This is a genomic window from Colwellia aquaemaris (genome assembly GCF_057548755.1).
Genome location: NZ_BAAJLV010000001.1, coordinates 672,149 through 684,934, shown reverse-complemented (window position 1 = coordinate 684,934; position 12,786 = coordinate 672,149). Strand labels below are relative to the sequence as shown.

Annotated in this window: 10 protein-coding genes and 1 tRNA gene; 5 read left to right on the top strand and 6 right to left on the bottom strand. The window is 39.1% G+C overall.

What is annotated here, in order from left to right:
* The first annotated feature begins 48 nt into the window (after positions 1 to 48).
* From AC27HL_RS03020 to AC27HL_RS03010, 3 genes are read left to right on the top strand one after another with little or no spacing between them, the layout of a single operon-like run.
* Positions 49 to 222 (top strand): hypothetical protein, encoded by a 174-nt coding sequence (locus AC27HL_RS03020; RefSeq protein WP_487078886.1) that lies wholly within the window; start codon positions 49 to 51, stop codon positions 220 to 222.
* Positions 206 to 2,962, top strand: a complete 2,757-nt coding sequence (gene acnA, locus AC27HL_RS03015) for an aconitate hydratase AcnA (RefSeq protein WP_487078885.1) — start codon at positions 206 to 208, stop codon at positions 2,960 to 2,962. The genes AC27HL_RS03020 and acnA overlap by 17 nt, the downstream gene beginning before the upstream one ends.
* On the top strand, positions 2,959 to 4,374 hold the full coding sequence (locus AC27HL_RS03010; protein WP_487078884.1) for a class II fumarate hydratase: 1,416 nt from the start codon (positions 2,959 to 2,961) through the stop codon (positions 4,372 to 4,374). The genes acnA and AC27HL_RS03010 overlap by 4 nt, the downstream gene beginning before the upstream one ends.
* Before the next feature lie 120 nt (positions 4,375 to 4,494).
* Here AC27HL_RS03010 and AC27HL_RS03005 read toward each other — a convergent pair whose 3' ends face one another.
* The 4 genes from AC27HL_RS03005 to AC27HL_RS02990 all read right to left on the bottom strand — a co-directional run bounded on the left by AC27HL_RS03005 (position 4,495) and on the right by AC27HL_RS02990 (position 8,101).
* Positions 4,495 to 5,628: an alanine/ornithine racemase family PLP-dependent enzyme gene (locus tag AC27HL_RS03005; protein WP_487078883.1), complete on the bottom strand. Its 1,134-nt coding sequence runs from the start codon at positions 5,626 to 5,628 to the stop codon at positions 4,495 to 4,497.
* A complete protein-coding gene (locus tag AC27HL_RS03000; protein WP_487078882.1) occupies positions 5,615 to 6,817 on the bottom strand; it encodes an N-acetyltransferase DgcN family protein in 1,203 nt (400 codons plus the stop codon). Before AC27HL_RS03000 ends, AC27HL_RS03005 begins: the two co-directional genes overlap by 14 nt.
* A 674-nt stretch (positions 6,818 to 7,491) precedes the next feature.
* Positions 7,492 to 7,576, bottom strand: a tRNA-Leu gene (locus AC27HL_RS02995).
* A 114-nt stretch (positions 7,577 to 7,690) separates the two neighbouring features.
* Positions 7,691 to 8,101, bottom strand: coding sequence for a hypothetical protein (locus AC27HL_RS02990; protein ID WP_487078881.1), 411 nt, complete (start codon positions 8,099 to 8,101; stop codon positions 7,691 to 7,693).
* A 153-nt stretch (positions 8,102 to 8,254) separates the two neighbouring features.
* Here AC27HL_RS02990 and AC27HL_RS02985 point away from each other — a divergent pair, with 153 nt between their 5' ends.
* On the top strand, positions 8,255 to 8,755 hold the full coding sequence (locus AC27HL_RS02985) for an RDD family protein (RefSeq protein ID WP_487078880.1): 501 nt from the start codon (positions 8,255 to 8,257) through the stop codon (positions 8,753 to 8,755).
* 67 nt (positions 8,756 to 8,822) lie between these two features.
* On the opposite strand, the gene lptG is transcribed toward AC27HL_RS02985, so the two are convergent.
* Positions 8,823 to 9,893 (bottom strand): LPS export ABC transporter permease LptG, encoded by a 1,071-nt coding sequence (gene lptG, locus AC27HL_RS02980; RefSeq protein ID WP_487079889.1) that lies wholly within the window; start codon positions 9,891 to 9,893, stop codon positions 8,823 to 8,825.
* Positions 9,890 to 11,023 (bottom strand): LPS export ABC transporter permease LptF, encoded by a 1,134-nt coding sequence (gene lptF / locus AC27HL_RS02975; protein ID WP_487078879.1) that lies wholly within the window; start codon positions 11,021 to 11,023, stop codon positions 9,890 to 9,892. The genes lptG and lptF overlap by 4 nt, the downstream gene beginning before the upstream one ends.
* Positions 11,024 to 11,275: 252 nt before the next feature.
* On the opposite strand from lptF, the gene pepA reads away from it, so the two are divergent.
* The gene (gene pepA, locus AC27HL_RS02970; RefSeq protein WP_487078878.1) at positions 11,276 to 12,781 is read left to right on the top strand and encodes a leucyl aminopeptidase; all 1,506 of its coding nucleotides are present in this window, start codon (positions 11,276 to 11,278) and stop codon (positions 12,779 to 12,781) included.
* The last annotated feature ends 5 nt before the right edge of the window (positions 12,782 to 12,786 follow it).

Below are 12,786 nucleotides of genomic sequence, written 5' to 3'. Positions count from 1 at the left end.
CTTCTTTTTACGCGCCGTTTCTTTTTAACCGTAAATGGAGTGAGCATAATGATGACAGTGACGGCTCAAAACCTATTGATGAAAAAGTACGGTATTTTATGCAAGCAAATTACAAGTTATTGTTATAAAAATTCACATTTTAATAATTTTCAAGATGCATTAAATACGGCAGCGTTAGATCAAGATGTTCCTAAGGAGCAATCCAATGATTCCAATAAATAAAGCCGCATGGCAAGAAAGGTACTTAACGCGTTTAATTGACAATAACAAAGACAATAAAGGTAGCATTTATTACTACTGGTCGTTAAACAAGCTTGCTGAAGATTTTCAATTCAATTTGGGTGACATACCATTCATTACCAAAATATTTTTGGAAAACTTCCTTAGAAACTGCGCAACTGATAACACTTTTAATTATCAAAATGTTGTCAAAAAAGTCAAAAATATAGTGGTTTCAACATCTCCAGCTAGCTTTGAATTTCCATTTTTCCCCAGTCGTGTATTAATGCAAGACTATACAGGCGTACCTGCATTGGTTGACTTGGCAGCAATGCGAGATGCAATAACAGATAAAAGCGGTGATGCTACTATTATAAATCCCGTATGCCCAGTTGATTTAGTGATAGATCATTCACTTATTGCAGATCAGGCCGGAAGCGCCACTTCATTAACGCATAATCAACAACGTGAGATGGAGAGAAATCATGAGCGTTACCAATTCTTAAAATGGGCACAAGCCTCTTTCAGTAATTTAACGATTATCCCGCCAGGGCGTGGTATTTGTCATCAGATTAACCTCGAATATTTAGCACAAGTGGTTAGAGATGAAGTTAATGTTTTAATTCCAGACACATTGATCGGTACTGATAGCCATACAACGATGATTAATGGCTTGGGTGTGCTTGGCTGGGGAGTCGGAGGTATTGAGGCCGAAGCCGTAATGTTAGGCCAACCGTTGAGTATCAGTGCTCCTCAAATAGTAGGCGTTAAATTGCTAGGAAAAATGCAGGTTGGTACCACAGCAACAGATTTAGTCTTAACTATCACTCAAATATTGAGAAACTATGGTGTCGTTGGCAAATTCGTTGAGTTTTATGGTTCCGGTGCTTCAGAATTAAGTATCGCCGACAGGGCAACGGTTGCCAATATGGCTCCTGAATACGGGGCGACCTGTGGCCTATTTCACATTGATAGTGAAGTTATTGAATACCTAAAGCTTACTAATCGTTCATCGGCTTTAGTTGAACGTGTTCACACCTATGCATTAGCGCAAAAATTATGGAATGAAGATTCTAAGGCTCATGCAACATACCCTGAAAATATTGTCATAGACCTTAATACAATAGAGCCATCGGTTGCTGGACCAAAGCGACCGCAAGATTGTTTTTCTCTCAATGTTATTAAACGAAAAACAAGAGAAGTAAGCGAACTTGATTGGCATTGTCCTGCTAGAGAGAGTTTACCTTATAGACTAAGGCCTTTAACCTGCGGAGATATTGTTATTGCGGCTATTACTTCCTGTACTAATACCTCTAACCCGAAAGTCATGTTACAGGCAGGATTATTGGCAAAAGCAGCCGTTGAACGAGGGCTGAAGATTAACCCTAATGTAAAAACATCATTAGCTCCGGGCTCTCAAGTTGTTGCTCGTTATCTTGATAGTACTGGCTTACAGCAATATTTGGACAAACTCGGCTTTAATTGTATTGGCTTTGGTTGTACAACTTGCATCGGTAACTCTGGGCCATTAGACCCTGATATAGAACAGCAAATTAGCGAAGGTAATTTAAATGTAGGTGCTGTTTTATCTGGAAACCGTAATTTTGAAGGCCGTATTCACCCCTCCGTTCGATTAAACTGGCTAATGTCCCCTCCGCTTGTTATTGCATTTGCTTTAGTTGGACATACTCGTATCAATTTTGAAAATGAACCTCTGGGTATCGACAAGAATGGTCAAGCAACATTTTTACGTGATATTTGGCCAAATGATGATTTAGTCAACGAGACAATGCATGCGATAACCAAAGAGAGTTATGCATTGTCATATCAAGATATGCTAGTTGGCGATCATGCATGGGAAGATTTACCAATAAGCAATACCGACTGCTATCCGTGGAATAGCCGTTCAACTTATATCATTCAACCTCCTTTTTTCGAGCTATTAGCGCAAACAGGTCAAGAAGGATTAAATAGTTGTAATCAAATACACGGCCCGATAAAAATAAAATCAGCTAACATTTTAGCAATTTTGGGCGACTCCATTACGACAGACCATATCTCCCCAGCAGGACAAATTATCCCGTATAGCCCGGCTGGCAAGTTTCTTATTGCTAAAGGTGTCGCACCTGAACAATTTAATAGTTATGGCGCTCGGCGTGGTAATCATGAGGTGATGGTACGAGGTACATTTGCTAATAACAGGCTACAGAATAAGATCATTTCGCCGGAACAAGGGGGGATAACGAAAATTTTCGATGACAAGCATTTGCAGAACAAAGTACATATGTCAATTTTTTCAGCAAGTGAATATTACGCAAAAAATAACATCCCCTTGGTGATATTTGCAGGTAAAGAATATGGCACTGGTTCTAGTCGAGATTGGGCGGCTAAAGGTTGTCAATTGCTCGGTGTTAAAGCGGTAATTGCAGAATCATTTGAGCGTATTCATCGAAGTAATTTAGTTGGTATGGGGATCATGCCATTGCAATTGCCAATAGATACAACTATTGAAAGTTTACATTTACAAGGCAATGAATTAGTTGATGTTATGGTAGACAATAATAAAAGTAACCACCTTTTAACGCCAAACCAAACGTTACTAGTGACGATACACTCAGCTGCATATGATGGTTCAAAAGGAGCGGTAACTTTACCTGTGGTTATACGTATTAATAGTTCACTGGAGTTAGATTATTTTATTGCTGGAGGGGTTTTGCCTTATGTGGCAAACCAGTATTTATGAGCAAACAAATAACAGATCAAAATTCAACAAAAAGGGAGGCAGCTAAGCAACTTTGGGGAGAGCAAACTCGGTTATCGTTAAAGTACTTTAATATTGGTAAGCATAGTTTCTCGACAGAATTTATTGATACTCTCATCAATATCAAGCGAGCATGCGCACAAGTTAATTATGACGAAGGGCTAATAAGTGATGATTATTTGCAAGCTATTGTAGTGGCTTGTGATGAACTACTCGAAAAAGACTTTCCTAACCAGTTTCCGTTAAGTATTTGGCAAACAGGTTCAGGTACACAAACTAATATGAATGTTAATGAAGTGATATGTGAATTAGCAAATCAGTTTAGAGACAAAAAGTATATTGAAAACCATCAACTAGATTATATTAATAACCGCGTCCATGCTAATGATCATGTCAACATGTCACAATCATCTAATGATGTATTTCCAAGTGCAATGCATATCGTGGTGGCCTTGTTAACGCAAAATCAGTTGTTAAAATCGATAACTCATTTATACGATGAACTCCAAAATAAACAATGGGAATTTAAAGGTATAACCAGTACTGCAAGGACACACCTTATGGACGCGACACCAATATCAACCAGTGCTGTGTTCTCTGGATATTGTGATCAACTATTACAGGTTAGATTAGCGATATCAGACAGCTTGCATGATGTATATCAGCTAGCAATTGGAGGTACTGCGGTTGGCGAAGGTGAGAACGCTCCTGAAAACTTTGGCAGTAAAGTCGCAATATTATTAGCAGAACAATATCAATTGCCCTTTGAAGCCAAGCATAACCGTTATGCCGCGGTTTCAGGCATGGATGCGCTAATTCGCTATAGCGGCGCTTTAAAGCAGCTTGCGAGTGTACTATTTAAACTGGCCAATGATTTTAAATTACTAGGTAGTGGCCCCCGTTGTGGATTTAATGAATGGCACTTACCCGCAAATGAACCTGGTAGCTCAATCATGCCGGGGAAAATAAACCCAACTCAATGTGAAGCAATGGCCATGGTTTGCTTGCAAGTATTTGGTAATGATGTAACGGTATCTATAGCAGCTTCAAGTGGCCAATTGCAATTAAATACCTATCGCCCAGTGATCATTCATAACATTATTGAAAGTATTGAACTATTGAGCGATGTGATGGCATCTTTTGCCGACAACTGTGTTAATGGCCTGAAATTAAATGAGCGTCAGATCCAAAGTAATATGAGACAAAATTTGTCAGTCATCACGTTGCTGGCACCTACGCTAGGTTATGACGTGTCAACACAGATTGTTTATAAAGCACATCATAATAATATTTCATTAGCCAATGCCGCAGAGCTGCTAGGTTTGTATACCTCAGCAGAGTTCGAAGCATTGTTAAATGAAAAAATTCAACAAAGATCTTCTTTCATGGAATAAACGCTTTTTTGCAAGGCCAGCTTATCCCATAAATTAACGCATTTTACGTCTACAACTCAACCTTGCTCATTAATGATGTCTTAACTTTCAGCCACGTTCTAATTAAAACTCTCAATGCAACTAAGACAGAGTAATAGTAGTGTTTACTTCCCCTTTTTTATTCAGAGCATTACTGCACGCTTTACTGGCGATATGTGTATTGAAATATTTGTAGACATAACATGATGACATAGAAGATAAGAGCGCACTGTAGTCCAAGTTAAACATTACAGTTTGGCCAACTAATAGCGGTTTTCCTGAAGTTTCAATAATTAGATGATCACTCGTTGATGACATAATTGTCATTCCGTCTGGAGCACTAAGTCCTGTAATACATACATCTTGACGGCCTAACGCAAGAATAGCTTGTGATACTGCACCTCTTTCTGAAGTATATACCTTTTCTCCAAATGCATTGGCCCCTCTACTTCCCCATGGCAAAGACGGTTTTAATTTTGATTCAATCACTTCAGCAGTCAAGGTAATTGAATCGGTATATAACCCTTCAATTTTTTCTTGAGTTAATGAGTCAAAGCCTAGAAAAATCGCTTCACCTATACGGAGGTTATTCACACGGGTTGTACTGGTATGATTAATTGCCCAATCAATTGAAGCGGTATTTCCCCCTGAAATAATATCAAGCTTGAGGTCAAACTTTGCTTCAATGTCATCGGCTAAATTTGAAAGAAGTGACATATTTTTATCGTCAGTAGCAATACCATATCGACACGCTAGGTTTGCACCTATTCCTTTAATGTTGATATTAGGTAAATCAATAATTTGTTTGATAAAGCCAATAATAAGTTCCGGCATAACGCCCTCTCTCAAATCGCCAAGCTCTATCATGATAATAATGCCATGGGTGATATTTAATTGCTTTGCGGCACAGGAAAGCTTTTCAATAACCTCTATCTCAGTATTCAAACTAATATCACACCATTTAACAACACTGGTAACTTGGCTGAGCATCGGCGTACGAATCAACATTTTAGGCACCAAAACACCCGCTTTCGTTAACCTTTGGATATTTTCGACCCTAGAATCTGCAACCATTTCAGCTCCTGCATCAATAAGCATTTGTGCAATAATAGGATGGCCTGAAAAAACTTTAGTTACCGGAGTAACTGAAATGTTTTTCAAAGCTAATTTAGCCATAAGGTACTGAGCATTGTGACGGACTTTAGTGCAATCGACATCTAATCTAGGATACTTCATTCTTTTCAGCCAGCTTACTTGCCAATTGAGGATAGGCTGACAGCACAATGTCGAGCAATTGTTCAACTGGCTGAGACAACGGGTCAGTAACCTGTATACCTAACTCATTGGAGTAACCTGCAATCGCAGTAAAAATATCATCTGAAGACATTCCTTCGTGATTGAGCGTTAAGCCTATAACCGATGTGTCTGAAAATGTCTCAATCAGTTTTATTTCTGAAGCAACAGAGGGCATTGGCATATTAGGAAAATCACTACGGTGCTGACGTTTAGGAGCATGCTGCAAAATAACACTGGTTGGGCAGCTACCACGCAATATGAACGAACTGGTAGAATATGCGGGGTGACTTAAGGCACCTTGTCCTTCAATAATAATCAGATCTGGGTTTTCTTTTTCATATGCTTTAACAATAACCGACTCCAATTCTCCAGCACAAAATTGGGAAGGGACTGCGTCGAGAGCTACACAGTAATGCGCCCCTTGCATAATACCTGTTTGTCCTGTTGCTATCATCACAACATTGAGACCTTTATTCGTCAATTCGTTGGCCAAAATAGTCGCGGTTGTTCGTTTTCCTAACGCACAATCGGTACCTAATACAGCTATTCTAGGGCAGTTCACCTCTCGAACTTTACCGCTAAATATTTGAAGCTCTTCTTTTCGCTTAGGTTTGCGAATATCAAATATTCGAACACTATGCTCAATACTCGCGTCAACAAATGCTGAATCTTCGGTCAGAAACTCATGTAGACCATTGATGATATGCATTTTTAAGGACATGGCATGTAAAATAATTTTTCTTTCTAAACCCGATAAAAAACCACTGGTAGGCGCAAGACCGAAAATAAAGTATTCGGGTACAGTTTTGCTTAGGTTTATTGCATCTTCTAGGCTAGCAACTATGGGTATTCCATTAGCAGTTTGATCAAGCACGTTACCCGAATCCAAGCCAGCATATTGGCTATCAATGACAGACATAATACGATACTTTTGTGAGTATCGTATCAATCCATTCGCGGTCTTTCCGTCAGTTTTACCAAAATTTCCTTCGCAAAAAACGATAGCCGTCGGTTGAGTGGAGTTATCTTTTTCTTTTAGCTGAGTATCTAATATTAACGAGTTGGCAGTATTGTTAGCATTATTGCTTCCGATATCAGTACCATTTGAAGTTATTATAGAGGGAGACATAATTATAGCCTTAAAGTAAGGCTTAGCGGGGCGTCTAAGGAGTGTCAGGGTGTCGTTCCCGAAAAAGAAAAGAGGTCCCTACTAAGCGGTAGGGAGAATAGCCATGGTAACATACTTAATGAATTTAAGCTTAATATTTAGCCAAAATATTTTTAAATACCAGTCCTTTACTCACATCAACGTTTTCACATAGTAACCCTGAGATTAATTGTAACGGTTGAATAGACATGGAGACTTTGTTGGACGTTTTTTCTTAGTTTCATCTCATATTCAGCAGCTCCAATTAAACCTTAACCTTAAGCACAATACTATCAGGAATCTACTATGTTTAACGCCACCTCAAGCACGTTAAAGATAAAAGACGGTAAGGTTGCTTACTCCATACCCTTTCACTGTCGGATATTGGTATTGCCATTTGATATATAGGTTAATAAAGAAGATATACAATACAATCATCAATGACGTGATTAATGCACTTAGCAATATTAAACAGCGAATTAAAGAGGAAGATAGCTACCTTTCTAGAAACACAAATAAGTAGTAAGGTTTAAACAAAGATACACTGTGAATGATAATCTGGTAGGGCCTACATTAGGTCCGCGCGGATTGATAGATACTTTAAGATGAGTAAATTTCAGGTATAAAAAAACCTTGCATAAGCAAGGCCTTTAATATGGTACCGGAGGACGGACTTGAACCGTCACGCCCGAAGGCAACGGATTTTGAATCCGTCGTGTCTACCAATTCCACCACTCCGGCAACACAGTGACTTCAACCAATGCGAAACATCAATGAAGAGGCTGGCATTATACGAAAAAACTCAAGCTTAGCAATAGTTTTTCTGTGAATATCGACCGACTGATGATTATTTCTTCACATTGAAATAGCACTTACCGTTTTTAACTGCTTTTCTAGCCATAATCGGGCATCTAGGCCATTGTCAAAAAATGCATGTTTAATACCTGCCGCTCGATATAATTTGCTAAACAAGCTTTCCGTTAAAAGTGCCGTTGTACAATAAGCAAGATTCAGCGCTACAGCTTTAGTATTGCCTTGGCGAATAAAATTTAGATGGTATTCTAGCCCAGCCTCTACGCTAATCGCTTCGCCTTTTGGGGTGATTAATATGGCATAGTTATTAACATCAACCTTTGCCACTGTTTTCAGTAATTGTTCATGCAAGTGATCTAAGTATTCGATGTTCCATGGACCTTGCGCCTCAATTAAAATTAAATTGTCGTCTATAACAATGTCTAATGTTCCATGTGGAGAAAGTATGGTCATGTCCGCATCTCCCTATCGCTTTGTCACGTACTATTGAGTACTGTAATTTACGTAAATAACAACACAACTTGAATATAAGTGAAATATGACTACTCACTTATACTTTTATATGTGTTTTGCTACACTAGCGCAAATTTTTTCAATGAATTACTTATGTCTGCTATCTCTCACGAAACATTTCCACGTGCTGGCTTTCGTCGTCGAATGGCCTCTTGGCTTTATGATGCCTTAGTTGCTATTGCCGTATATATGACCGCAGGTGCCGCATCATTTCTATTGATTTCTCTGCTGGTACATTTCGCTGTGTTTGATCTACAAGGTTATCAACACTTAAGCGATACTATTGCTAATACACCATGGTTACTGTGGCCTAACGAATTTTGGAAACTCGCTTGGGTGGCATTTTTCTTCATTTGGTTTTGGTCTAAAAGTGGACAAACCTTGGGCATGAAAGCATGGCGTTTACGTGTACAAAATCAAGATGGTACCCGTATTAATAAAATAACGGGATTAAAGCGCTTATTTCCCACATTATTTGGCTTAGGTAACTTCGCGGTTTTAGTTGATAGAAAAAATAAATTGAGTTTACAAGACCGTTTAACGAATACTGAGGTTGTATTACTTAGCTTAGAAGCTAATCGCGGCAGACTTTAGCAAACTAAATGACATATAGTTTAGAACTCCCAAACATTTTAATTATGTTTGGGAGCATGTTATATCGTTAGCTTGCGCGTTTTCTCATAAAATAAAGTGCAACGCTAACAAAAATAATACTTGGCATAAAAGCACCGAAAATTGCCGGCAATTGATACACTAAGCTTAACGAGCCCAATACTTCATTAACAATAAAGAACAAGATACCAGTAGCAACCCCCATCATTATTCTTGCTCCCATAGATACTGAACGTAACGGACCAAAAATAAACGACAAGGCCACAAGTAGCATAACAGCTAAAGTAATCGGCTGAGCCACCTTACGCCAAAATGCTAATAAATAACGGCTTGGGTCTTGTTTATTCGCTTCTAGGTAATCTAGGTAATCATTCAAACCTCTTAATGATAAGGATTCCGGTTTTACCGTAACCACACCTAATTTATCTGGTGTTAAGGTAGAGGTCCATGACATCAGAGGTTGGTTCTCTTTGGTAATTTTTTTGTCTGTAATCGTAGTTTCTACTACATCGCGTAACTGCCAAGCTTCTTTTTGATATACAGCGCTATTGGCTGACACCCAACTCGATAATTTAAGCTGTTCATCAAAGCGATAAATTTGAATATCTTTAAGCGAACCTTGATCTTGTACTTCACCAATATGAACAAAAAAGTCACCGTCTTTTGCCCAAGTGCCGCCAGTAGAAGAAATTAAACTGCCTCCTGATATGGCTTGTGCTCGCACTTGCCTTGCCGCTGCCTCGCCTTGAGGCGCTAACCATTCACCAACCGCCATACTCACCACAATCAGTAATAGTGCTGATTTCATCACAGATTTAATAATATCTAGACGAGAAAGGCCTGCCGCTTGCATAACAACCAACTCACTATTGGTTGCCATCATCCCCATACCAATTAAGCCGCCAATTAATGCCGACATAGGAAAAAACAATGATACATCTTGTGGAATTGCATACAGTACATACAGCGCGGCATGAGCAAGATCATAATTGCCTTTCCCGACCGATTTCATTTGCTCAACAAACTTAATAATACCACTTAAGCTAACAAATACAGCTAAGGTTAAAAATGTCGTTGATGCGATTATGCGGCCTATGTATAAATCTAATATACGCATTATATTGCCACCTTATTTTTAGCTCGCTTGGGTAGCATAGATTTTAATTTCATACCGCTTTTTCTACTCTTAACCAACAAACTCGAGCCCAATATCAACACAATCAAATGCACTGGCCATAGGCCAATAATTTGTGGAACAGTGCCTTTTTCGATTCCTGAGCGAATAGCAGTTAATAGTAAGAAATAACTTAAAAACAATAATATTGCGGGTAACATTTTGCCAAATTTACCTTGGCGAGGGTTAACAACACTCAAGGGCACAGCAACTAAGGTCATAATAATACACGCTAAAGGGAAGGCAATTCGCCATTGGCTTTCAGCACTTGCTTCAGGCGTTTTTTCTTTGAACAGCTCAGAACTTGGAATGGCGCTTAACTTACGCCTTTTATGGGCAACTTTTTGATCTTGAATTTGAATATAGTACTTGTCAAAAGCGACTTGTCGAAACTGTTTGTTTTCAATATCGTTTTGATAACGCGTGCCTTCAGATAAAATTAATCGCTGTGTTCCTGTGTCATCTTCAACTACTTGCCCGTTTTGGGCGTACACTAAACTTGAATCAATAACACTACGACTCGACTTTTCCTTATCAGGCAATTGCGCAACAAAGACTTTTTCAAAGGTATTGTCATTACGGTTTTTATCATGAATAAACACCACAGCTTTTTTATTGCCTGTGGTTTGAAATCGGCCAGCAATAAGTGAACTTAAGCCTGAATCTGCCGCTATTTGCTCTTTAATTTGATACTCATATTCATTTGCCATCGGTGATAAATATAAAGTAAAGATACCGGTAATAAGAGCAGTCACTACTCCTAAAATCAAAGTTACCCTAACGACATACCATTCGCTCACACCACAAGCATGCAGTACCGTCATTTCATTTTCAGCGTAAATACGCCCATACGCCAGTAATACGCCAAGAAAAAAGCTTAACGGTAAAATCATTCCAGCAAGATCTGGAATTTTTAAGCCTATGAATGTCATCACTAAATGACCAGGAATTCCACCTTCTGAGGCATCATCAAGTACGCGAACAAATTTATTACTAATAAATATCGTCATAATGACGAGAAATACAGCAATTTGGGTTTTAGCGACTTCTTTAAGCAAATAACGAAATATAATCACAAAGTGATCCTATAAAAACTTTCTATAAAACATGGTTTTTTTCTGACATACCGGCATTTTTTCAGTAAACTTGTCATTTTTAGCAATAAATTAAATGTAAGCTTAACGGGTAATGCATTGCAACCCAGCTATAATTATAGCCTTTAGCCGAATACATTTAAAAGTAAGCTTAGCGATTATTTACTGTTTTTAGCAAGCTAATTAGTATATTTTCAATAAAATATACGCATTTGAGTCAAATTAGGAGACATCATGGAGTTCAGTGTAAAGAGTGGCAGTCCGGAAAAGCAACGTAGCGCCTGTATTGTCGTCGGTGTTTTCGAACCACGTCGTTTGTCGGCTATCGCTGAACAATTAGATGAAATTAGCGAAGGCTATATAAGCAATTTACTACGCCGTGGTGATTTAGAAGGTAAATCAGGACAAATGCTATTATTGCATCATGTACCTAACATTCTAAGCGAACGTGTTTTATTAGTTGGCTGCGGTAAAGAGCGTGAGCTTGACGAACGCCAATATCGCCAAATCATCAGTAAAACCATTAACACCTTAAACGAAACCGGTTCAATGGAAGCTGTATGTTTCTTATCTGAATTGCATGTTAAAGGGCGAGATACATACTGGAAAGTGCGTCAAGCAATTGAAGCCACGCAAGATTGCTTATACAGTTTCAACAGCTTAAAAACAGTAAAAGAAGAGCCTCGTCGCCCATTACGAAAAATTGTCTTTAATGTACCAACCCGACGCGAACTCCCTATCGGCGAGCGTGCTATCAGTCACGGTTTAGCTGTTTCTGAAGGTATCACAACCTGTAAAAATGTTGCCAATATGCCACCAAATATCTGCAATCCGGCATATTTAGCTGAACAAGCAAAAATTCTTGAAAGTGACTACGACAATGTCAGTACACAAATCGTTGGCGAGCAACAGATGGAAGAGCTTGGTATGGGCTCATACTTAGCTGTAGGCCGTGGTTCTGCCAATGAATCACAGATGAGTATTATTAAGTACAATGGTGCTGGTGATGATTCAAAACCAGTTGTATTAATAGGTAAAGGGCTAACCTTTGATAGTGGTGGTATTTCTTTGAAACCAGGCGCTGGCATGGATGAAATGAAATACGATATGGGTGGTGCCGCAGGCGTATTAGGTGCCATGCATTCACTAGCTGAACTTAATTTGCCAATTAATGTTATTGGTGTTCTGGCGGGTTGCGAAAATATGCCAAGCAGTAACGCATACCGCCCGGGCGATATACTTACCACTATGTCAGGTCAAACGGTTGAAGTATTAAATACTGACGCTGAAGGCCGACTAGTTTTATGTGATGCGTTAACCTACGTTGAACGTTTTGATCCTGAGCTTGTTATCGATGTTGCCACATTAACTGGTGCTTGTGTTGTAGCGCTTGGTGCACATGCTACAGCTTTACTAAGTAGCCACAACCCACTGGCACACGAATTATTAAACGCATCAGAGCAAAGTGGTGACCGCGCATGGCGCATGCCATTATGGGATGATTATCAAGAGCAACTTGAAAGCCCATTTGCTGATTTTACCAATTTAGGTGGCAAAGAAGCTGGCACGATTACCGCCGCTTGTTTCTTAGCACGTTTTACTAAAAAATATCATTGGGCCCATTTAGATATTGCAGGTACAGCATGGCGTGGCGGTAAAAGTAAAGGTTCTACCGGTCGTCCTGTTAGCATGCTAACACAGTTTTTATTAAATCGCTCTGGCGCTGAGCAAGGCGAATAATTTAC

What these genes read in the sequence shown, in the direction of transcription:
- AC27HL_RS03020 (WP_487078886.1), top strand. Translation starts at nt 49, where the DNA reads ATGATGACAGTGACGGCTCAAAACCTATTGATGAAAAAGTACGGTATT.
- acnA (WP_487078885.1), top strand. Translation starts at nt 206, where the DNA reads ATGATTCCAATAAATAAAGCCGCATGGCAAGAAAGGTACTTAACGCGT.
- AC27HL_RS03010 (WP_487078884.1), top strand. Translation starts at nt 2,959, where the DNA reads ATGAGCAAACAAATAACAGATCAAAATTCAACAAAAAGGGAGGCAGCT.
- AC27HL_RS03005 (WP_487078883.1), bottom strand. Translation starts at nt 5,628, where the DNA reads ATGAAGTATCCTAGATTAGATGTCGATTGCACTAAAGTCCGTCACAAT.
- AC27HL_RS03000 (WP_487078882.1), bottom strand. Translation starts at nt 6,817, where the DNA reads ATGTCTCCCTCTATAATAACTTCAAATGGTACTGATATCGGAAGCAAT.
- AC27HL_RS02990 (WP_487078881.1), bottom strand. Translation starts at nt 8,101, where the DNA reads ATGACCATACTTTCTCCACATGGAACATTAGACATTGTTATAGACGAC.
- AC27HL_RS02985 (WP_487078880.1), top strand. Translation starts at nt 8,255, where the DNA reads ATGTCTGCTATCTCTCACGAAACATTTCCACGTGCTGGCTTTCGTCGT.
- pepA (WP_487078878.1), top strand. Translation starts at nt 11,276, where the DNA reads ATGGAGTTCAGTGTAAAGAGTGGCAGTCCGGAAAAGCAACGTAGCGCC.